This window comes from Streptomyces sp. NPDC087845 (assembly GCF_044742755.1).
GTDB lineage: Bacteria > Actinomycetota > Actinomycetes > Streptomycetales > Streptomycetaceae > Streptomyces.
In genome coordinates this window covers 354,573-375,011 of the sequence record NZ_JBIUVC010000004.1, presented here as the reverse complement: position 1 = coordinate 375,011, position 20,439 = coordinate 354,573, and the positions used below count along the sequence as shown (strand labels likewise).

General features: G+C 69.4%; 14 protein-coding genes and 1 pseudogene. 11 read left to right on the top strand and 4 right to left on the bottom strand.

Annotated features, from left to right (window positions below; all coding sequences use genetic code 11):
- Positions 1-19: 19 nt before the first annotated feature.
- The 6 genes from ACIOMQ_RS13675 (at position 20) to galU (ending at position 10,569) form a co-directional block, all read left to right on the top strand.
- Positions 20-4,066: a ribonuclease E/G gene (locus ACIOMQ_RS13675; protein WP_402189002.1), complete on the top strand. Its 4,047-nt coding sequence runs from the start codon at positions 20-22 to the stop codon at positions 4,064-4,066.
- Between the two features lie 383 nt (positions 4,067-4,449).
- Positions 4,450-5,568, top strand: coding sequence for a DegT/DnrJ/EryC1/StrS family aminotransferase (locus tag ACIOMQ_RS13670; protein ID WP_362194008.1), 1,119 nt, complete (start codon positions 4,450-4,452; stop codon positions 5,566-5,568).
- Positions 5,565-6,584: a Gfo/Idh/MocA family protein gene (locus tag ACIOMQ_RS13665; RefSeq protein WP_402189000.1), complete on the top strand. Its 1,020-nt coding sequence runs from the start codon at positions 5,565-5,567 to the stop codon at positions 6,582-6,584. The genes ACIOMQ_RS13670 and ACIOMQ_RS13665 overlap by 4 nt, the downstream gene beginning before the upstream one ends.
- 66 nt (positions 6,585-6,650) lie before the next feature.
- Entirely contained in the window at positions 6,651-8,297 is a 1,647-nt protein-coding gene (locus ACIOMQ_RS13660; protein WP_362194014.1) for a glycosyltransferase, read from the top strand.
- A 2-nt stretch (positions 8,298-8,299) separates the two neighbouring features.
- Positions 8,300-9,583 carry a nucleotide sugar dehydrogenase gene (locus ACIOMQ_RS13655; RefSeq protein ID WP_362194017.1) on the top strand — a complete coding sequence of 428 codons (1,284 nt, stop codon included), beginning with the start codon at positions 8,300-8,302 and terminating at the stop codon, positions 9,581-9,583.
- A gap of 92 nt (positions 9,584-9,675) precedes the next feature.
- Positions 9,676-10,569 (top strand): UTP--glucose-1-phosphate uridylyltransferase GalU, encoded by an 894-nt coding sequence (gene galU, locus ACIOMQ_RS13650; protein ID WP_362194020.1) that lies wholly within the window; start codon positions 9,676-9,678, stop codon positions 10,567-10,569.
- A 102-nt stretch (positions 10,570-10,671) separates the two neighbouring features.
- Here galU and ACIOMQ_RS13645 read toward each other — a convergent pair whose 3' ends face one another.
- The 4 genes from ACIOMQ_RS13645 to ACIOMQ_RS13630 all read right to left on the bottom strand — a co-directional run bounded on the left by ACIOMQ_RS13645 (position 10,672) and on the right by ACIOMQ_RS13630 (position 15,670).
- Positions 10,672-12,909, bottom strand: coding sequence for a glycosyltransferase family 4 protein (locus tag ACIOMQ_RS13645; RefSeq protein WP_362194023.1), 2,238 nt, complete (start codon positions 12,907-12,909; stop codon positions 10,672-10,674).
- A complete protein-coding gene (locus ACIOMQ_RS13640) occupies positions 12,906-14,240 on the bottom strand; it encodes a glycosyltransferase (protein WP_362194026.1) in 1,335 nt (444 codons plus the stop codon). The genes ACIOMQ_RS13645 and ACIOMQ_RS13640 overlap by 4 nt, the downstream gene beginning before the upstream one ends.
- A 191-nt stretch (positions 14,241-14,431) precedes the next feature.
- The gene (locus ACIOMQ_RS13635; RefSeq protein ID WP_362194029.1) at positions 14,432-15,028 is read right to left on the bottom strand and encodes an acyltransferase; all 597 of its coding nucleotides are present in this window, start codon (positions 15,026-15,028) and stop codon (positions 14,432-14,434) included.
- Positions 15,029-15,340: 312 nt separating this feature from the next.
- Complete coding sequence (locus ACIOMQ_RS13630) at positions 15,341-15,670, bottom strand: ATP-binding protein (protein WP_362194032.1); 330 nt, start codon at positions 15,668-15,670, stop codon at positions 15,341-15,343.
- On the opposite strand from ACIOMQ_RS13630, the pseudogene ACIOMQ_RS13625 reads away from it, so the two are divergent.
- From ACIOMQ_RS13625 to obgE, 5 genes and pseudogenes are all read left to right on the top strand, one after another.
- Positions 15,651-16,218 (top strand): annotated as a pseudogene (locus ACIOMQ_RS13625) (DUF5753 domain-containing protein); the annotation flags it as partial. The gene ACIOMQ_RS13630 and the pseudogene ACIOMQ_RS13625 overlap by 20 nt on opposite strands.
- A gap of 86 nt (positions 16,219-16,304) precedes the next feature.
- Positions 16,305-16,505, top strand: coding sequence for a DUF397 domain-containing protein (locus ACIOMQ_RS13620; protein ID WP_362194035.1), 201 nt, complete (start codon positions 16,305-16,307; stop codon positions 16,503-16,505).
- Positions 16,506-17,993: 1,488 nt separating this feature from the next.
- The gene (gene rplU / locus ACIOMQ_RS13615; protein ID WP_030921216.1) at positions 17,994-18,314 is read left to right on the top strand and encodes a 50S ribosomal protein L21; all 321 of its coding nucleotides are present in this window, start codon (positions 17,994-17,996) and stop codon (positions 18,312-18,314) included.
- 14 nt (positions 18,315-18,328) lie between these two features.
- Positions 18,329-18,586 (top strand): 50S ribosomal protein L27, encoded by a 258-nt coding sequence (rpmA, locus tag ACIOMQ_RS13610; protein ID WP_018103204.1) that lies wholly within the window; start codon positions 18,329-18,331, stop codon positions 18,584-18,586.
- 161 nt (positions 18,587-18,747) lie between these two features.
- Positions 18,748-20,184 (top strand): GTPase ObgE, encoded by a 1,437-nt coding sequence (obgE, locus tag ACIOMQ_RS13605; RefSeq protein ID WP_362194041.1) that lies wholly within the window; start codon positions 18,748-18,750, stop codon positions 20,182-20,184.
- Positions 20,185-20,439: the final 255 nt, after the last annotated feature.

The following is a 20,439-nucleotide window of genomic DNA, read 5'->3' as shown; positions in this document are numbered from 1 at the left end:
TGACGGGAGAACCGCCCGCATGCCCCAGTCCAACGAACCCGGCACGACCGGGAACGCCGAAGAGAACAACGCACCCGGCGACAAGCTGCCGCCGCGCCGCAGGCGCCGCGCCGCGTCCCGCCCGGCCGGCCCGCCGGTGACGGAGGCGCAGGGCACGGCCGCTCCGGCCATACCGGCCGTTGACGCCGCAGTGTCCGACACCACCACCGACGCCGGGAGCGCCCCGGCGGCAGAGGCCGCGCCGCCCGCGCGTACCCGTCGCCGTGCCGTGCGCAAGGCGACCGCTCCGGCGGGTGCCCCGCAGGCCGCCGAGGCCGTCGAGATCGTTGAGCCCGCCGTGGACGTCGAGGCCGCCGAGCCCGTCGTCGAGGCAGAGGCAGAGGCCGAGGTCGTGGAGGCGCCGCCCGCGCGCACCCGTCGCCGTGCGGTCCGCAAGGCGACCGCTCCGGCCGGTGCGCCGCAGGCCGCCGAGGCCGTTGCCGAGCCCGAGCCCGTCGTCGAAGCCGTTGCAGAGGCAGAGGCAGAGGCAGAGGCCGAGGTCGTGGAGGCGCCGCCCGCGCGCACCCGTCGCCGTGCCGTGCGCAAGGCGACCGCTCCGGCGGGTGCCCCGCAGGCCGCCGAGGCCGTCGAGATCGTGGAGGAAGCGACGGCCGTGGCGGGTGCCGAACCCGAGCCCGCTGCCGCCGCGCCGCGTGGCCGGACCCGGCGCAGGGCATCGGCTCCGGCCGGTGCGCCGCAGACCGACGAGGCCGTGGCCGAGACCGCCGCGCCCGCGGAAGCGGAGGAAGAGGTCGTGGAGGCCCCGCGCGGACGCCGTCGTGCGGTCCGCAAGGCGACCGCTCCGGCGGGTGCCCCGCAGGCCGCCGCGGCCCCCGAAGCCGCCGAGGACACCGGCGAAAGCCTGCCCGAGGCAGCCGCCGCTGCCGAGGAGCAGGCCGCCGAGACCGCAGAAGCCGAGGAGGCCGCACCGCGCGGCCGCTCCCGGCGCCGCGCCACCGCGGCCGCGGGCCGGCCCGAGTTCACCGGCAAGGAGGAGGAGCCCGCGCGCAAGAGCCGCCGCGCGGCGCGCCCCGCCGTGGCCGTGTTCCAGGCCCCGGTCTTCGCCGAGCCGATGTTCCAGACCCCGGAGACCGCGGCCGCCGCCGCTGCCGCTTCGCGCCACGAAGAGGTCGAGGAAGAGCCCGAGACGGTCGAGGAGCCGGCCGCCGCCGAGGTCCCGGCCGCCGAGGCCGCGCCGCAGGCCGGTGCGCGCCGCCGTCGTCGCCGTCGCGGTGAGGCTGCCGAGGAGCCGGCCGCCGCCGCCCCCGCCGCTGCCGAGGCGGAGGAGCACGCCGAGGAGGAGCACGAGCCGGAGGGCGAGGCCGAGCACGAGGGCGAGGAGACGGACGAGTACGGGGACCGGCCCTCGCGCCGTCGCCGTCGCGGAGGCCGTCGCCGCCGTCGTGGCGAGAGCAACGAGGGTGACGAGGCCGCGGAGCAGTTCGGCGACGAGACCGCCGCCGAGCACGCCGAGGAGGACCAGGAGCGCGCCCAGGAGGCCGAGGAGGCCGAGGAGGACGAGGACCACGAGGCGTCCGGCGCCGGATCCAGCAGCAGCCGTCGCCGTCGTCGCCGTCGCCGTCGCAGCGGTGACGTCCCGTCCGAGGTCGACAACGGCACGGACGACCCGGAGCGCACGGTCGTCAAGGTCCGCGAGCCCCGCAAGAAGGAGGAGCGGGAGCCCGGCACCGGCTTCGACGAGGTCCAGTCCATCAAGGGCTCGACCCGCATGGAGGCGAAGAAGCAGCGCCGCCGCGAAGGCCGTGAGCAGGGCCGCCGGCGCGTCCCGATCATCACCGAGGCCGAGTTCCTGGCGCGCCGCGAGGCCGTCGAGCGCGTGATGGTCGTCCGCCAGAACGGCGAGCGGACCCAGATCGGCGTCCTCGAGGACAACGTGCTCGTCGAGCACTACGTCAACAAGGAGCAGGCCACCAGCTACGTCGGCAACGTCTACCTGGGCAAGGTGCAGAACGTACTGCCGTCCATGGAGGCCGCCTTCGTCGACATCGGCAAGGGCCGCAACGCCGTCCTGTACGCCGGTGAGGTGAACTTCGAGGCTCTCGGCATGGCTCACGGGCCGCGCCGCATCGAGACCGCGCTCAAGTCCGGCCAGTCCGTCCTCGTCCAGGTGACCAAGGACCCGATCGGCCACAAGGGCGCCCGCCTGACCAGCCAGGTCTCGCTGCCCGGCCGCTACCTGGTCTATGTGCCCGAGGGCTCGATGACCGGCATCAGCCGCAAGCTGCCCGACACCGAGCGGGCCCGGCTCAAGACCATCCTCAAGAAGATCGTCCCCGAGGACGCGGGCGTCATCGTCCGCACCGCGGCGGAGGGTGCGAGCGAGGACGAGCTGCGCCGCGACGTCGAGCGGCTGCAGCAGCAGTGGGAGGACATCCAGAAGAAGGCGAAGAGCACCGGCAGCTCCAACGCGCCGACGCTGCTCTACGGCGAGCCGGACATGACCGTCCGGGTCGTCCGCGACATCTTCAACGAGGACTTCTCCAAGGTCATCGTCAGCGGCGACGACGCGTGGGAGACCATCTACGGCTACGTCTCGCAGGTGGCACCCGATCTGACGGACCGCCTGTCGCGATGGACCTCCGAGGTCGACATCTTCGCGACGTACCGGATCGACGAGCAGCTCATGAAGGCGCTGGACCGGAAGGTCTATCTGCCGAGCGGCGGCTCGCTGGTGATCGACAAGACCGAGGCGATGGTCGTCGTCGACGTCAACACCGGCAAGTTCACCGGTCAGGGCGGCAACCTCGAAGAGACCGTCACCAAGAACAACCTGGAGGCGGCCGAGGAGATCGTGCGTCAGCTGCGGCTGCGCGACCTCGGCGGCATCGTCGTCGTCGACTTCATCGACATGGTGCTGGAGTCCAACCGGGACCTGGTGCTGCGGCGCCTGCTGGAGTGCCTGGGACGCGACCGTACGAAGCACCAGGTCGCCGAGGTCACTTCGCTGGGCCTGGTCCAGATGACCCGCAAGCGGGTGGGCCAGGGGCTGCTGGAGTCCTTCTCCGAGACCTGCGTCCACTGCAACGGGCGCGGCGTGATCGTGCACATGGAGCAGCCGGCCTCGGTCGGCGGCGGTGGCGGCGGCAAGCGCTCCAAGAAGCGCGGCCGGGCCGGCGCGGGCCAGGAACACGAGCACGAGCACGTGGCCGAGGTCGAGGTCGAGACCGAGGCCGAGGTGGCCGCCGAGGTGGCCGCCCCGGTGGCGCTGCCCGAGCCGGAGTTCGTCCCGGACGAGGAGCTGTACAGCAGTGCGGCCGAGGCCGAGGCAGCCGTGTCGCGCGGCCGCGGCCGTCGCCGCGCGACCCGCAAGGTCTCGGCCCCGGCTGGTGCCCCGAAGGCCGCGGCGGCCCCCGCTCCGGCCCCGGTGGCCGAGCCGGAGCCGGTCGTGGTGGCGGAGCCCGAGCCGGTGGTGGCGGAGCCGGAACCGGCCGCCGAGCCCGCGGTGGTCGCGGAGGCCCCCCAGGGCCGTACGCGCCGTCGCGCGACCCGCAAGGCGACCGCTCCGGCCGGCTCCCCGGCCCCGGCGGCCGCGGAAGCACCGGCTGCCGAAGCCCCGGTCGAGGCCCCGGCCCCGGTCGTCGCCGAGACCCCGGCACCGGTCGCCGAGGCCCCGCAGCCCGAGGCGGCACCGGAAGAGGTGGTCCCCGAGGCCGCCCCGCCGCGGGCTCGCCGCCGGGTGACCCGCAAGGTCACCGCCCCCGCGGGCTCGCCCGCCGGTGCGGACGCGGCGGAGGTCGTCGTGGTGACCGGCTCCCCGGAGCCGAAGCCCGACACGGTGCCGGCCGAGACCGCCGAAGCCCCGGAAGCCGCGGAAGCGGAGGCCCCGGCCAAGAAGACGGCTCGCAAGACCGCCAAGAAGGCCACCGCCAAGAAGGCAGCCACCAAGAAGACGGCTGCCAAGAAGACCGCCGCGAAGAAGACGACGGCCAAGAAGGCGGCAGCGAAGAAGACGGTCGCCGCGGAGCAGTCGCCGCAGCCTTCCGTCTCGGCGGACACGGCGAGCTGACCGAGGCCGGACTGTAAGGAAAGAGGTGCGGCCCCCCAGGGGACCGCACCTCTTTCGCGTGGGGACACCGACGTGGAGCGAGTGGGCCGCGTCTCTTCGGTCGTAACCTCAACGAAACCGCCTGTGAAAATCCTGATAATGTGACGCGGCTGATGCCGAAAATGCCATTCCTGAGAATGCTCATCGGCGCGTCGGCCCGCTTCAGGCAGGACAAAAATCCTTTGTGCCCTGGGTGCATCGCCCCCGGGGCAAAAGGGTGATTTGCGCGCAATATATTGGTACAGAATCGGCTATGAGCCGGGGCGGCGGAGCCTCATCCGACATTCGCACGCCCCTGGAGCCGTCGCCGGTCACAGCTCTTGTGGTGTTCAAGGAGGATGTCCATGTCGAGCGACAACAGGGAAGCGATCCCTGCTGCCCGGCCGGTGATCGGTGACGACGAGATCGAGGCCGTGGTACGCGTACTGCGCAGCGGCCGCGTCGTGCAGGGCCCGGAGGTCGCGGCCTTCGAGGAGGGCTTCTCGGAGCTCGTCGACGGGCGCCACTGCGTCGCGGTCAACTCGGGCACCTCGGCCCTTCATCTACTGCTGCTCGCCCTGGGGATCGGACCCGGTGACGAGGTCATCGTCCCGTCCTTCTCCTTCGCGGCTTCTGCCAACGCGGTCCGTCTGGCCGGTGCCGACGTCGTCTTCGCGGACATCGAGCCGGGCAGCTTCGGTCTGGACCCGGCCGCGGTCGAGGCCGCCATCACGCCGCGCACCGCCGCGATCATGCCGGTGCACCTGTACGGTCACCCGGCCGCGATGGACGCCCTCATGCCGATCGCCGACAAGCACAAGCTGGCCGTGGTCGAGGACGCCTGCCAGGCGCACACCGCCGCACTCGGCGGCACTCCGGTCGGCGCCTTCGGCTCCGGCGGAACCTTCAGTTTCTACCCCACCAAGAACATGCACTCCCTCGAGGGCGGCATGGTCACCACCGCCGACGCCGAGGTCGCACGCACCCTCAGGCTCCTGCGCAACCAGGGCATGGAGCAGCGGTACGCCAACGAGATCGTCGGCGCCAACATGCGCATGACGGACGTGTCCGCGGCCGTCGGGCGCGTACAGCTCGCCAAGGTGCACGGCTGGACCGAGCAGCGCCGTGCCAACGCCGCGTATCTCGACCGGCACATCACCGCGCCCCACGTCGTCGTTCCGCCCGTCGCCGACGGTGCACGCCACGTTTACCACCAGTACACCATCCGGGTGCAGGGTGACCGGGACGCCGCCATGGCCAGGCTGAGCGAGGCGGGTATCGGCAACGCCGTGTACTACCCGACTCCCATCCACCGGCTGAAGCCGTACTGGGAGCCCGACCAGAAGGCGGGACGGACCTGGGATCTGCCGGAGACCGAGCGTGCCGCCGCCGAGGTCGTCTCGCTGCCCGTGCATCCTTCGCTGTCGCAGGATGACCTGGACCGCATCGTCGGCGCCGTGAACTCGCTGGGAGACATGCAGTGACCGCAGGACTGAGGGCCGGCCTGATCGGCCTCGGCTCGATGGGCCGCCACCACGCCCGTGTGCTGGCCGGCCTCGAAGACGTGAAGCTGATCGGCGTCGTCGACCCGATGGGGGACAGGAACGGCTGGGCGCAGGGCGCCCCCGTCCTGTCCACGGTCGACGAACTGATCGCACTCGGCGTCGACTACGCGGTGGTGGCCTGCCCCACCGCGCTGCACGAGGAAGTCGGCCTGCAACTCGCCGAGGCCGGTGTCTGCGCCCTGGTCGAGAAGCCGGTCGCCGACACCGTGGAAGGCGCCCGGCGGCTGGTCGACGCCTTCGAGTCGCGCGGCCTGGTGGCGGGCGTCGGCCACATCGAGCGCTGCAACCCGGCGCTGCGGTCGCTGCGCGGGCGGCTGGAGGCGGGGGAACTGGGCGAGGTCTTCCAGGTGGTCACCCGCCGTCAGGGCCCGTTCCCGCACCGCATAGCCGATGTCGGCGTGGTCAAGGACCTCGCCACCCACGACATCGACCTGACCGGCTGGGTGACGGGGCAGACGTATACGTCGATCTCCGCCCACACCGTGTCGAAGTCCGGCCGGCCGCACGAGGACATGGTCTCCGCCGTGGGCCTGCTCTCCGACGGCACCATGGTCAACCACCTGGTCAACTGGCTGAGCCCGCTGAAGGAGCGTTTCACCTCCGTCACCGGCGAGCGCGGCACCTTCATCGCCGACACCCTCACCGCCGACCTCACCTTCCACTCGAACGCCGCGGTGGCCACCGAGTGGGAGGCGCTCCAGGCCTTCCGCGGTGTCTCCGAGGGCGACATGATCCGGTACGCCATACCCAAGCGCGAGCCGCTGCTGGTCGAGCACGAGCTCTTCCGGGACGCCGTGCGCGGCATATCGAAGGACATCTGCACGCTGCGGGAGGGGCTCCGCACGGTGGAGGTGGCCGCAGCGGTACTGGAATCGGCGACGACAGGGCGCACCGTCGCGACCGCCGCGGGGGAGCCGGCCGCACATGGAACCTGAGAACAGCGCGAGGCTGTTTCCCGGAAGTACGCGCACATACGTCGAGAGAGCCACTGAGGTGACCGTGTGACTGGCAGACCCGATGTTCCGCACGTCACGGTCGTCGTAGCGGTCTACAACACGATGCCTGCCCTGACCGAGTGTCTGGAGTCTCTCGTCGGACAGAGCATTGGACTCGATCGGATCGAGATCATTGCCGTGGACGACGGGTCCACCGATGGCAGCGGGAAGGAACTCGATCGATTCGCCGAGCAGTTCCCCGACACCTTCAAGGTGATCCACCAGGAGAATTCCGGGGGGCCCGCCCGGCCGAACAACGTTGCGCTCGCCAACGCGACCGGCCGCTACGTCTTCTTCGTGGGCTCCGACGACTACCTCGGCCCTGAGGCGCTGGAGCGCATGGTCGCCATGGCCGACGCAAACGACTCGGATGTCGTGCTCGGCAAGATGGTGGCCGTCGGCGACCGGTCGATTCCCCGGGCGATCTTCCGCTCCACCGAGGCGAACGTACCGCTGATCGGTTCCGGGGCGCTCTACGCGATCTCCAACACCAAGATGTACAAGCGTGCTCTGATCGAGGAGCACAACATCCGGTACGCGGAGGACTTGCCTGTCAGCTGCGACATGCCGTTCACGCTGGAAATGTATGTCCGGGCCAAGACCGTGTCGGTGGTTGCCGACTACGACTGCTACTACGCGGTCCGGCGTGCCGACGACAGCAACATCACTTACCGGGCGCGGTTCGAGAACCGTCTGAAGGTCTGTGCGCACGCGCTCGACAAGCTCCACGAACTGGCGGGCCCCGGTGACCTCTACGACGCCTTCGCGATACGGCTGCTCAAGGTCGACCTCGTCTGGATCTTCGGTGCGAACTACCTGGCCATGACGCCAGAGAGGCGCGCCGAGTGCGTGCGCGCCACCAGGCGGTTCATGGAGGGCTACTACGGGACCTCCTTTGACTCCATGGAGCACAGGCTCACCGTCCCCGAGCGGCTCCGCTTCCGCTGGGTGTTCGCGGGCCGGGTGGACGAGCTGACCGAACTGGTCCGCATGGACACCTCGGGCGCGCTGCCACCGACCACGCTGGAAGGCGCCCAGGCGTACGCCCACTACCCGGGCTTCCGCGACAGTCGCCATTCCCTGCCCGACAGCAGCTTCGAGCTGAGAGGCGCGATAACGGGGAGACTCGGCTCCGGTACTGAACTCCAGTCTGCCGAATGGTGTCAGGAGGGCGACGGGTTCGCGCTCGACGTGGCTGTGCGGGTCCCCGTGCTGGGCGACACGGAATCGCTGTGCGTCCGGCTGACTTCCGACCGGCTGCCCAAGTCCACCGACGCCGCGAGCGCCCGCCGCCTCGGCAAGGACGAACAACTACCCTCTCCTGTGGGTGATTTCAGCCGTACCGTCGCACCGGACGGCGAAGCCGCCCTGATCACTGCCCGGATCCCGCTGCAGCGGGAGCGGGCCGAGCTGGAGCTCCGGGTCTCGGTCGACGTGGCGGGCCGGACCTACGAGATACCGGTGCGCGGCAAGCGCCACCCCATGCCACTTGCCCGGCTCTGGGCGGCCGACGTCCCCTACCGTGTCTCGGCCCGAGTGAATCCGAAGGGGCGCATGGTCGTAAGGACAGGCCCGCTCCATCCGCCCAAGAAACCGCTGGGCTCGCGGCTGCGATCCCTGTTGACCGGCGCCAAGCGCTCCAAGAGGAAGTAACCATGAACATCTGTGTAGTCGCCCTGGGCAAGATCGGTCTGCCGCTCGCCGTGCAGTTCGCCGCCAAGGGCCACCGGGTGATCGGCGCCGACGTCAACGAGAAGGTCGTCGAGCTGGTCAACGCCGGCGTCGAGCCGTTCCCCGGCGAGCACGACCTCGACATCAAGCTCAAGGAGACCGTCGAGGCGGGCCTGCTGACCGCGACCACCGACACCACGGCCGCCGTCGCGCAGTCCGAGGCCGTCGTGGTCGTCGTCCCCCTCTTCGTGGACGCCGAGGGCACACCGGACTTCGGCTGGATGGACTCCGCGACCGAGGCGATCGCCGCCGGGCTCAAGCCGGGCACCCTTGTCAGCTACGAGACCACGCTGCCGGTCGGCACCACCCGTGACCGCTGGGCGCCGATGCTCGAAGCGGGCTCCGGTCTCAGGGCCGGCGACGACTTCCACCTGGTGTTCTCCCCGGAGCGGGTACTCACCGGCCGGGTCTTCGCGGATCTGCGCCGCTACCCGAAGCTGGTCGGCGGGATCGACGAGGCATCGACCGCGCACGGTGTGTCGTTCTACGAGTCCGTCCTGGACTTCGACGACCGTACGGATCTCCCGCGGCCCAACGGCGTCTGGGACCTGGGAACTTCGGAGGCGTCCGAGCTGGCCAAGCTCGCCGAGACGACCTACCGCGATGTGAACATCGGTCTGGCGAACCAGTTCGCCCGCTTCGCCGACCAGCAGAACATCGACGTCCTCAAGGTCATCGAGGCCTGCAACTCCCAGCCCTACAGCCACATCCACCAGCCGGGCATCGCCGTCGGCGGCCACTGCATCCCGATCTACCCGCGGATGTACCTGTGGAACGACCCCTCGGCGACCGTGGTGCGTTCGGCGCGCGAGGCCAACGCGGCCATGCCCGAGTACGCGGTCGACCTGCTCGCCGCGGCCTACGGCGACCTGGACGGGGTGGGCGTTCTGGTGCTGGGCGCGGCGTACCGCGGCGGTGTGAAGGAGACGGCCTTCTCCGGCGTCTTCCCGACCGTCGAGGCGCTGAAGGCACGCGGCGCGGTGCCGTTCGTCTCCGACCCGATGTACACGGCCGAGGAGCTGACCGCGCACGGTCTCGTCCCGCACGAGGGCCAGGCCGTCACCGCCGCGATCCTCCAGGCCGACCACGCCGAGTACCGCGAGCTGGCCGCCGCGGATCTCCCGGACGTCCGCGTCCTGGTCGACGGCCGCCGCACGACGGACCCGGCCCGCTGGGAGGGCGTCCGCCGCGTCGTCATCGGCGGCTGAGTCCCCGCCGGATCGCACCACCTCTCCCCGAGACCCCGACGGCAGCCGTCGGGGTCTCACTCTGCCCAAGGAAAGCGAGCACCGGGCACCACATGATCAAGAAAGCAGTGATACCCGCGGCGGGCCTCGGGACCCGCTTCCTGCCGGCCACCAAGGCCACGCCGAAGGAAATGCTCCCGGTCGTGGACAAGCCGGCGATCCAGTACGTCGTCGAGGAGGCGGCGGCGGCAGGCCTGACCGACGTGTTGGTGATCACGGGTCGCAACAAGCGTCCGCTGGAGGACCACTTCGACCGGAACCACGAGCTGGAGTCGGCCCTCACCCGCAAGGGCGACGCCGAGCGACTGCTGAGGGTCCAGGAGTCCAGCGAGCTCGCCACGATGCACTACGTGCGCCAGGGCGACCCGAAGGGGCTGGGGCACGCGGTGCTGTGCGCCGAGCCGCACGTGGGGGACGAACCGTTCGCGGTGCTGCTCGGCGACGACCTGATAGATCCCCGGGACCCGCTGCTCGCTCGCATGGCCGAGGTACAGGAACGGCACGGCGGCAGCGTGGTCGCGCTGATGGAGGTCGAGCCGGCTCAGGTGCATCTCTACGGCTGTGCCGCCGTCGCACTCGAATCCGTGGAGAATGGCGTGGTCGCGGTCACTGGCCTGGTCGAGAAGCCACCCGCGCACGAGGCGCCCAGCAACTACGCGATCATCGGCCGCTACGTGCTCGATCCTGCGGTCTTCGACGTGCTGCGTGGCACCGGGCCGGGACGCGGTGGAGAGATCCAGCTGACGGACGCCCTGCAGAGAATGGCGGCCGACACGTCCCTGGGCGGTCCGGTGCACGGCGTGATCTTCAAGGGGCGCCGCTACGACACCGGCGACCGCGGTGACTACCTGCGGGCCATCGTCAGCCTGGCGTGTGAGCGCGAGGACCTGGGAGAGGGCTTCCGGGACTGGCTGCGGCGGTACGTCGCCGAAGAGCTGGTGGACTGACCGCTCGTCCGGAGCGGCGTGCCCTGCGCCTGCCACTGGTGGCCGGTTCCCTCACCAGAGGGAGAGAGAACCGGCCACCGGCCTCGTAGGGCTGTCCTGACGTCAAGAACCGTCGAGAACCGGAAGGTGTTCGAACGGGGCACGGGCCAGATTGCTGGTGACGTTCAGGTGAGGGTGCGCCTGGGCTATCCGCCACGCGGCGGCCGTCGCGTTCGTGTCGCAGACGAACACATGGTCCGTCTGGTCGAGCCGCAACTGCGGCACGGCGTCGCGTTGCGCGATCTTGGCGAAGATACGCGGACGCAACACCTTGTAACCGGGCTGGAACACCTTCTTGTGGAAACTGTGGGCGACCTTGTTGTGGGCACGCCGGGCGGTTCTCACGGCGACCTCCGGCGCGGCCTTGTCCCGACGGTTCCTGGCCAGCCGGTCGGCCCTCCGGAGGACGGCACGTGGCGCGCGGTAGACCACGAACCGCTCTCCTCGGGGAACCACGAGCCGCTGTTCGGAGGATTCGATGTTCAGCACAGTCACCCGACTGTCGAGTGCGGCACGCGCCCAGGCACTCTCCCGAGCGGTCACCAGATCGACCTCCACCCCGCGTGCGACGAGGAAGTTCGCGAACTCCGCGATCCGACGCGGCCGCCCCGGAGTGAAGGCGAGCATGACGACCCGGCCGGGCGCGGCGGGCACCTCGGCGGCGTTCGCAACGACCGCTGTCTCGGACGCCGTTGCTGTCGCGGACCTCGACTCCTGCTCGGCCACCACCGGTTCGATGGCCGGCGCCCGGTCCTCGTACACGTCCACGAGCTGGTTGCCGACAACCTCACGGCTGTACTTCGCGAAGAGCACCGAGCGCGCCTTCTCCAGGCCGAGCTCTGCATAGCGCCCCCGCAGCTCCCGGTAGGCGGTGACGATCACCTGCGGGTCCTCGCTCACGTCCATGAGCGCGCCGGCGAGATCCTCGATGCCGTCCAGGGTCTCCTCGGGGCCGTGGCTGCGTGTGACGAGAACGGGCAGCCCTGCCGCGTTGGCCTCGACGATCGTCATGCCGAAGGTCTCGAAGTGGCTGGGGTGCACCAGAAGGTCGTACTGGTGCATCAGCCCGTTGACCTCCTCGGGACGCACTGGCGGCAGGATCCGGAACCGGTCGCCCAGACCGAGCTCGTGGGACCGGGCGAGCAGATCCGCCTCCAAGTGTCCCGAACCGACCATGGTGAGCGTGGCTTCCGGTTCGTCGGCGGCGACCAGCGCGAAGGCTTCGAGCAGTGTGCGTACACCCTTGTGCGGGATCAGTCGGCCCAGGTAGAGCCACTTGAGCAGCTTCTCCGACGGCTTCGCCTCGGGAGTGAACTGCTCGAAGTTGATGACGTTCGGCACGATCCGGATCTTTCCGGCGTGGTGCGGGTACTCCTGGGCGATCTGATCGCGCAGGTAGCTGCCCACGCACAGGAACTCGTCCGCGCGGTGCAGCACCTCGTCGTACAGCTTGCGCGCGGCCGGCTGCTTGAAGATCTTCGCCAGAAAGGTGGAATGCTCGGTCACCACGATGCGTGCGTCGGGACGGCCGAGGCGCATGGCCAGCACTCCGCCGTACATCGCGGTGTGGGCGTGGATGACGGGAGCCTCGATCTGACCGGTCGGCAGCGCCTTGCGCAGTGCCTCCGTTTGCACCCCGACCCAACTCGCGTAGCGGCGGCGGGTGGTCAGCGGAACGGGGACGCGGGTGACGACGCCTTCCGGGGTGTCGAGCACGGGGATCAGATGACGGCGTTCCAGGAACCGGTCCGCTGTGACCTTGATGGCATCCTCAAGAAGCGCGTTCGCGGGACCCGCCCAGTCCTCGGGGTGGAAGATCGAGATGCGCTCGTAGGTGTCGGCGACCGCCTCGGTCGCCGCCTGCACGAACGACCCGGCGAAGGGGTTGTTCGGTGACGGGTACCAGGGCGACAGGACGGCCAGGTCGGCCGGCTCGGTGACCCGGCCTGCGTTCTCGTACGGTTCCAGGCGGAATTCGAGGCCCGGACGCCGTCGGAGGGCGGCCCACGCCACCGGGAGAGCCTGTGCGTCACCTGCGACGAGCAGACTGGCATCCCGCAGGGGGCCCTTTCTGGACAGGACGATGCTGCGCGCAGTGCGCCAGGCGGAGTCCTTCTTGTTCCGCGCCGTCCGGATGACCCGGACCCCGGGGATTTCGGGAAGGTCGTCCCAGTCCTCGTGATCGGTGATCACCAGGACGACGTTGCGTCCTTCGGCGGCCAGGGTCTCGACATGCACCCGCGTGGCTCGCACGCGGTAGGTGCCGAGCGCGAGATAGAGGACATGGGTGTTCGTGCTCATCGGGATCCCTCCACCAACGTGCGCATGCGGTTTTCCCACGGACCGAGGGTGGCTGAGCGGGTGTACGAGTGAGCGTGCTTCACCGCATGCGTGTACTGGCTGCGGTCCACCCGGCGGGCGGCCTCGGCCGCCGCGATGAACGACTCGGCGACATGCTCGGCGGTCAACTCGCTGCCGTGGAACCAGAGGGGATAGCCCTCCAGGACCTCGGCCGCTGCGATGTCGGGCCGGTGAACCGAGACGATCGGCTTGCCCGACGCCATGTACTCGAAGACCTTGCCGGAGGTGACGTAGCGTGCGCCCGGAACGCAGAAGACCAGAGCATCGGTCTGCGCGTACAGATCCTTGCCCTCCGTTTTGCTGAAGGCGCCGCGGTAGTTCACACCGATGTTCTCCTCCAGCGGCAGCCGCTCCATCAGGGGTGCCACGTCGCTGGGAAAGAAGCCGAGGTGACCGTGGATGTTGAGCTCGGCGTCCCGGAGCAGCGGATGGTTGCGGGCAAGCCGCCAGCCGTCGAACAATTCTTCGAGCGGCAGGTAGGAGGTGACCGTTCCCAGGTAGCCGAAGCGCAGCGGACGGTCTTCGGCCGGAGGGTGATATTCGGCTTCACCGAGAAGTTCGGGTTCCCAGCCGTTCGGCACCACGGTCATGCGCTCGGCGGCGTACGGATAGCGATCCACGTGCCACTGCCGCATCCCATCGTTCACGAAAACGATTTCGGATGCGCTGCGGAGGACTTTGGCCTCCCACTCGAATGCCTTGCTGCCCTCTTTGAACTTCAATTCCTCGGTGAACTGATTGAAGGTCCATGAATCCCGGTAGTCGACCGCATAGGGAATTCTCAGTAGCCGCCCGAGTGCCTGCGCCGCGGCGAACGAGACGAAAGGGTTTCCTGTGGCTATGATGAGGTCGAACTTCTCCCTGAAGTGCGCTTTCACGGCACTGGAGAGAACCCCGGGAATCCAGGTCAGGTAATGCTCCGGGAACGCCTTGCTCTGGAGCAACTTGTACAGACTCGCGGCCACGGTCGGGAAGTTTCGGCGCAATGCGCCGAACTGCCGGATGTCCTTTTCCCATGCGTAATAGGACATGGGCGGTCGGACCACGTTGACGCGAGGGTCGACCGTGCCCTCCAGAGAGGGATCGCAGGCATTGTCGAGGTAGGTCTCGAAGAATTCACGGGGAGCCGTGTAGACGGTCACGTCCCAGCCGGCTTCAGCGAAGTGGTTCGCCGTTGCTCTGGCCCGGAAGACCCCACTCGCTCGGCTGGGCGGGAAATAATAAGCGAGGTAGAGAACGCGTGGTCGGCGTTCGCGTGATCCTGGCGGCATGGGCTGTGGGAGACCTTTCCTCGAGATGCTGCGGCGATAAGCTTACCCGAGCCGTAATCTCCCTTATCCTGGTGACGTGGCCGCGTTGGGTTTACCGGCAGGCTTGTTTGTGAATTGTTGCACTGCTGTAGAGGGCGCGTGACATATTGCTCGCCCGGGGCCGACGGATGGGCCACGGCGGGCATGGAGGATCAGCGCTCGCTGAGAACGTCGTTCTCCTCCTTGTACAGCGCGCCCGTCTTCGGGCACTCCCACGTGCCGGGCGTCCCGGCGCGCTCGACCAACTTCACTCCCGACCGGCCGACCCAGCCGACCCTCCGTGCGGGCACGCCGACAACCAGCGCGAAGTCCGCCACGTCCTTGGTGACGACCGCGCCCGCTGCCACCATGGCCCAACGGCCGACCCGTACGGGTGCCACACATACGGAACGCGCACCGAGCGAAGCGCCCTCGGCGACCTTGACGCCGACGGCCTCCCAGTCGCCGCCGCGCTTCTGCTTGCCCTCCGGGTCGACGGAGCGCGGGTTGTGGTCATTGGTGAGAACCACGGCGGGACCGACGAAGACGCCGTCACCAAGTTCTGCCGGCTCGTACACCAGGGCGTAATTCTGCAGCTTGACGTTGTCACCGATCTGCACACCGGTGCCCACATAGGCACCACGTCCTACGACGCAGCCTTCGCCGAGCTTGGCTCCCTCGCGGATCTGAGCGAGTTCCCACACACTGCTGCCGGCGCCGATCTCGGCGCTGTCGTCGACCTGGGCGGTGGGCTGAACCCTGTAGTTCACGTGTGATGCCTTCCGGAGAGCGGACTCGCCCCGAAAGCATAAGGTCATGAGAGCCACCGCCTCTCGCGCGGGTGCGACTCTCAGATCACACTGCCGGTCCAGCGCTCGACCCGTGCCTGGACTCCCGTCCCGGTACTGAGTAAGGAGAAGGGGGAGTCGAGCCGGGCGGCTGTCAGCGGTCGTCCCGGAGTGGCAGAGGAGACCAATGTCGTCCTTGTCGTCGCTGGTGAAGTCATCCCGCACACGTCGCGCCAGGTGGGTGCTGATTGACGGACGTGTGGCGAGCAAACCCGCCGGGCCCAACTGGATGTATTACGCCGCGCAGGTCAGTTCCGGCTCGGGTGTGAGCTCGAACCAGAGGAGTTTGCCGCTTCGGCCGAAGAGGTCGTCGCCGAGCGGGTAGCCGCCCCAGTTGTCGGCGCATTGCTGTACGAGAAGCAGTCCGCGCCCACCGTCGGCGGTGGCGGGGGCCGGGACGGACAAGGGCGCCAGCGCCCCCAGCGGCCTGTCGAAGGGGGCAGGGATCAACGGGTTGGTGTCCCACACGCTGATACGTAGCCGGTCTCCCTCCACGTGGCGCAGTCGAAGGGTGGCCAGGCCGTCTGAGTGCTGGTAGGCGTTGGTGACCAGTTTGCACGTCAAGAGTTCGGCGACGTCGAGCAGTTCAGCCAGTATCCGAGGATGGTGCGATGACTGTCGCGAGCACCTTCCGGCTGCCCTCGTGGACGTCGCTGAACTTGAGTACCACGCTGTGGAACTACGAGTGAGTCTCGTCATCCGCCTCCCCGTGCTTCTTCAGACCGTCGACCACGCGAGGGCACCCTTCCGGGAAGTGGCTCCGCCCTTGTTGCCCTACGAGGTGGAGCACGGTCTTTCGCACCGCATCAAGCGGCAGGGAGTCCTCCATGGCGACCGGCCTGTCCACGGCGCTCATCCACGAGGCTGCGTTGCGCATGGAGTTCGGAGGGCGTGACGTCGCGTGTGCCCAGCTTGAGAACAGCATCAGCATGAGCGAGCGCGACAACATTTCTGTTCAGGTGATTCGTTTCGGGGGTGGCTTCTCCGGCACTGGCCAGTCCATCGACCATCTGTCTGGGCCCGTGCCACAGCTCGACACTGTGCAACTGGACACCCACCACGGCTGTGAATTCCTCGATGCGAGGTCTCAGCTGGTCAAGTACAGCTCGGTCCTCGACCGGATGGGAGCCGCGGCCCTCACGCCTGCGGAGTCGCGTGACTTCATCCAGCGGCTGAGGGCTCTGAAAAGGAGAGTGGAGTGCACATCTACCAGTGGAGGAAGTCTTCCTACAGCGGTGATGCCTCGAACTGCGTCTGCCTCGCCGTCGCCTCCGACGGAGCGGTCCTCCTGCGCGACAGCAAGGTGCCCGCGGCCACTGTCGCCACGACTCGCCATGCCTTTCGTCGCTTCCTGGGCACTGTAGTCGCCGAATCCTTCGAACCCACCGGGCCCGCCTGAGGACCCGCGGGGGAGTGAGGGAAAGTCCCGAACTGCTCCTGTGATCAAGGGAATTCCGAGAGTCACCGGGACCCACATGAGCACCCCCAGCCGATCGGCCTCCTGGACCAGGGGATGAGCGGCGATCTGCGCGGCGCCGGTCAGCACCGCCGCACAGGCCAGCGGGCCCAGCACCCCGCCGTGACGCAGCAGCACCCACAACGAGAGCGCCGTGGCCGCCAGGAAGAGCGGCATCGAGGCCTGCTCGCCGATCCAGTGGTTCCAGTACGTCAGGTCGAGATCGATGAGCCGGGCCCAGGGGTCCGGGACCTCGGGGGCGCGGAAGTGGTGGGTGAAGGTGTCCTGCAGGGTGACCTCCGACGAGGGGAGCGCGAGCAGTTTCATCGCGAGTGCCACGGCCGCGGCGCATCCCGTGGCCACTCCGGCGAGCAACAGGTCGGCCCGGCGCCGCCGGAAGAGCCAGGAGACGAGCGTCGCGACCGCGATCGCGGCGGCCAGCACCAGCGCTGTCGAATAGCGGGTGACCGCGCAGACGGCGAGGGAACCGACGAACAGCGCCGCCCCCGCCGCCCGCCTGTTCCGCGCCAGGAGCACGCCGCCCCACACCGCGCCGAGCACACAGACCGTGACGAGCCCCTCGCTGAGCGCCTGCAGGCTCCACCGGCCGAGCGGCGAGGCCAGGAAGACGATCTGACCGGTCACCGCGGCGGCGGGGGAGAGCCCGGCTCCGCGCAGCAGCCCGCAGACGGTCAAGGAGCCGCCCACGGCCAGCAGCAGTCCGAGCGTCCGCATGCCGTCGAGCACCCCGAGCGCACCGACGAAGGGAGCGGCGAGCATGGGGTAGCCGGGCCGGGACGAGAAGATCGACTGGTAGCGGGAGTCCCCGGTGGTGATGTCGGGGGCGTCGGACCACCGCGTCAGACAGGCGGCCCGGCTCGCTGTCCCGGCCGCTTCGGGCCCGGCCGCACCGGCCAGCGGATCGAGCCGCTCGTTCCGGGCGGCCTCCTCCGCCCGGCTCGCGCAGTAGGCGGCGAGCGCGGCCCGGTGCGCCTCGTCCCGGTCGGCTCCGAGGTACTCCTCGGTGGCACGCGCATACCGGTACGAGTCGGGGAAGAGCGTCCAGGAAGCCCCGGCGGTCAGCTGCGCCAGCACGTAGACGGCGGACACGAGGAGGGCCAACAGCCAGGTACGACCGAGCAGGGCGGAGCGGGGCATCAATGGCCTTGGGGTGTACGGAAGGTGACGAAAGTCTGCAAGCTAGCACGCGGGGGCGGGCAGATCGGCCTGCGGAGGCCCGGTTTGACCGCCCGGGGGCGGCCCCGTAGCCTTGACCCTCGGCGTGTTTCCATGCGCGCCCACCCCTGAGCACATTCCTCCTGGTGGCTCGTCCGTCAGGAGAGGCCGCTCGTCCTTCCGGACCGTCGCGGGCTTCGGCCTGTGCGGGCGGCTGGCATCAGGGGATCCGTTCCGAGCGAGAGAGAGATCCGCGTGTACGCCATCGTGCGCAGCGGTGGCCGCCAGCACAAGGTTGCTGTCGGTGACATCGTTGAGGTTGACAAGATTTCCACTGCCCAGGTTGGCGACACGGTCGAGCTCTCGACCCTGCTCGTGGTCGACGGCGACGCCGTGACCAGCGACCCGTGGGTGCTGGCCGGGATCAAGGTCCAGGCCGAGGTCGTGGACCACCACAAGGGCGCGAAGATCGACATCCTTCGCTACAAGAACAAGACCGGCTACCGCCGTCGCCAGGGTCACCGCCAGCAGTACACGGCGATCAAGGTCACCGGTATCCCCGCGGCTGCGAAGTAAGGGACTGAGGAGACATGGCACACAAGAAGGGCGCATCGTCCACCCGGAACGGGCGCGATTCCAATGCTCAGCGGCTCGGCGTGAAGCGCTTCGGCGGTCAGGCCGTCAACGCCGGTGAGATCCTGGTCCGCCAGCGCGGCACCCACTTCCACCCGGGCACGGGCGTCGGCCGTGGTGGCGACGACACGCTGTTCGCTCTCGCCGCCGGTGCGGTCGAGTTCGGCACGCACCGTGGCCGCAAGGTCGTGAACATCGTTCCGATCGCCGGCTGATTTTCGGCGCTCGTCGAGCGGTTTCTGCGGAGGCGGACCTCACTTCCCGTATGGGAAGCGGGTCCGCCTTTCGCGTGTTTCTCCCATGAGGAACGGCTTTCTCCTGTGGGGGACGGCACGAGTGAGACATTTCTGCACGTATGTAACTGGAGGTACCAACCATGACCACCTTCGTGGACCGCGTCGAGCTGCATGTCGCCGCGGGTAACGGGGGCCACGGCTGCGCCTCCGTACACCGTGAGAAGTTCAAGCCGCTCGGCGGTCCGGACGGCGGCAACGGCGGCCGCGGCGGTGACGTGACCCTGATCGTCGACCAGTCCGTCACCACGCTCCTCGACTATCACCACAGCCCTCACCGCAAGGCCACCAACGGGCAGCCCGGCGCGGGTGACCACCGCTCCGGCAAGGACGGGCAGGACCTGGTCCTGCCCGTGCCGGACGGCACGGTGGTGCTCGACGGCAACGGCGAAGTACTGGCGGACCTGATCGGCCAGGGCACCACGTTCGTCGCCGGACAGGGCGGCCGCGGTGGTCTCGGCAACGCCGCACTGGCCTCCGCCCGCCGCAAGGCCCCCGGCTTCGCGCTGCTCGGCGAGCCCGGCGGGGCCCGGGACATCGTCCTGGAGCTCAAGACCGTCGCGGACGTCGCGCTGGTGGGCTATCCGAGCGCCGGCAAGTCCTCGCTGATCTCCGTGCTGTCGGCGGCCAAGCCGAAGATCGCCGACTACCCGTTCACGACACTCGTCCCGAACCTCGGCGTGGTCACCGCGGGCAGCACCGTCTACACCATCGCCGACGTCCCCGGTCTGATCCCGGGCGCCAGCCAGGGCCGGGGCCTCGGCCTGGAGTTCCTGCGGCACGTGGAGCGCTGCTCGGTGCTCGTGCACGTACTGGACACCGCGACGCTGGAGTCCGACCGCGACCCGGTCTCCGACCTCGACATGATCGAGGAGGAGCTGAAGCAGTACGGCGGCCTGGAGGACCGGCCCCGCATCGTCGTCCTCAACAAGATCGACATCCCGGACGGCCAGGACCTCGCCGACATGATCCGCCCGGACCTGGAGGCGCGCGGCTACCGCGTCTTCGAGGTGTCCGCCGTCGCCCGCACCGGCCTGAAGGAGCTCTCCTTCGCGCTCGCGGGCGTCATCGCCGAGGCGCGCGCGGCCAAGCCCGTGGAGGTGGCGACCCGCATCGTCATCCGGCCGAAGGCCGTCGACGACGCGGGCTTCACCGTCGCCAAGGAGGAGGACGGCCTCTACCGGGTGCGCGGCGAGAAGCCGGAGCGCTGGGTCCGGCAGACCGACTTCAACAACGACGAGGCCGTCGGCTACCTGGCCGACCGGCTCAACCGGCTCGGGGTCGAGGACGCGCTGATGAAGGCCGGCGCCCGCGCGGGCGACGGCGTGGCGATCGGCGCCGAGGACAACGCGGTCGTCTTCGACTGGGAGCCGACCATGGCGGCGGGCGCGGAGATGCTCGGCCGGCGTGGCGAGGACCACCGTCTCGAAGCACCGCGCCCGGCGGCGCAGCGCCGGCGCGACCGGGAGGCGGAACGCGACGAGGTGCAGCGCGAGTTCGACGACTTCAACCCGTTCTAGGGTCAGTCGCCGCCGGACGGGTCCCGCTCCGTGGACCCGTCCGGTGACCGTTCATCGCCTCAGCGTCACGATCGGCGGAGCCGAAACCCGCTCAAGGGTGATTCATGCCGCTCAACCGTGTGGTGTCGGTCACCCGGCCGGGAGGCGCCAATTCCGGCATTCACCCTGATCGCAAGGGCAACACAAGGTTTCCTCACGGCGTGCGGCGGCCGACGTCCACCTTGCGAGACGGTAACGGAGAGTGCAACCATCGCT

Excerpts from the sequence above, each read along its gene's own strand:
- ACIOMQ_RS13655 (WP_362194017.1), top strand. The coding sequence starts at position 8,300 with ATGAACATCTGTGTAGTCGCCCTGGGCAAGATCGGTCTGCCGCTCGCC.
- ACIOMQ_RS13645 (WP_362194023.1), bottom strand. The coding sequence starts at position 12,909 with ATGAGCACGAACACCCATGTCCTCTATCTCGCGCTCGGCACCTACCGC.
- galU (WP_362194020.1), top strand. The coding sequence starts at position 9,676 with ATGATCAAGAAAGCAGTGATACCCGCGGCGGGCCTCGGGACCCGCTTC.
- ACIOMQ_RS13670 (WP_362194008.1), top strand. The coding sequence starts at position 4,450 with ATGTCGAGCGACAACAGGGAAGCGATCCCTGCTGCCCGGCCGGTGATC.
- ACIOMQ_RS13675 (WP_402189002.1), top strand. The coding sequence starts at position 20 with ATGCCCCAGTCCAACGAACCCGGCACGACCGGGAACGCCGAAGAGAAC.
- obgE (WP_362194041.1), top strand. The coding sequence starts at position 18,748 with ATGACCACCTTCGTGGACCGCGTCGAGCTGCATGTCGCCGCGGGTAAC.
- ACIOMQ_RS13640 (WP_362194026.1), bottom strand. The coding sequence starts at position 14,240 with ATGCCGCCAGGATCACGCGAACGCCGACCACGCGTTCTCTACCTCGCT.
- rpmA (WP_018103204.1), top strand. The coding sequence starts at position 18,329 with ATGGCACACAAGAAGGGCGCATCGTCCACCCGGAACGGGCGCGATTCC.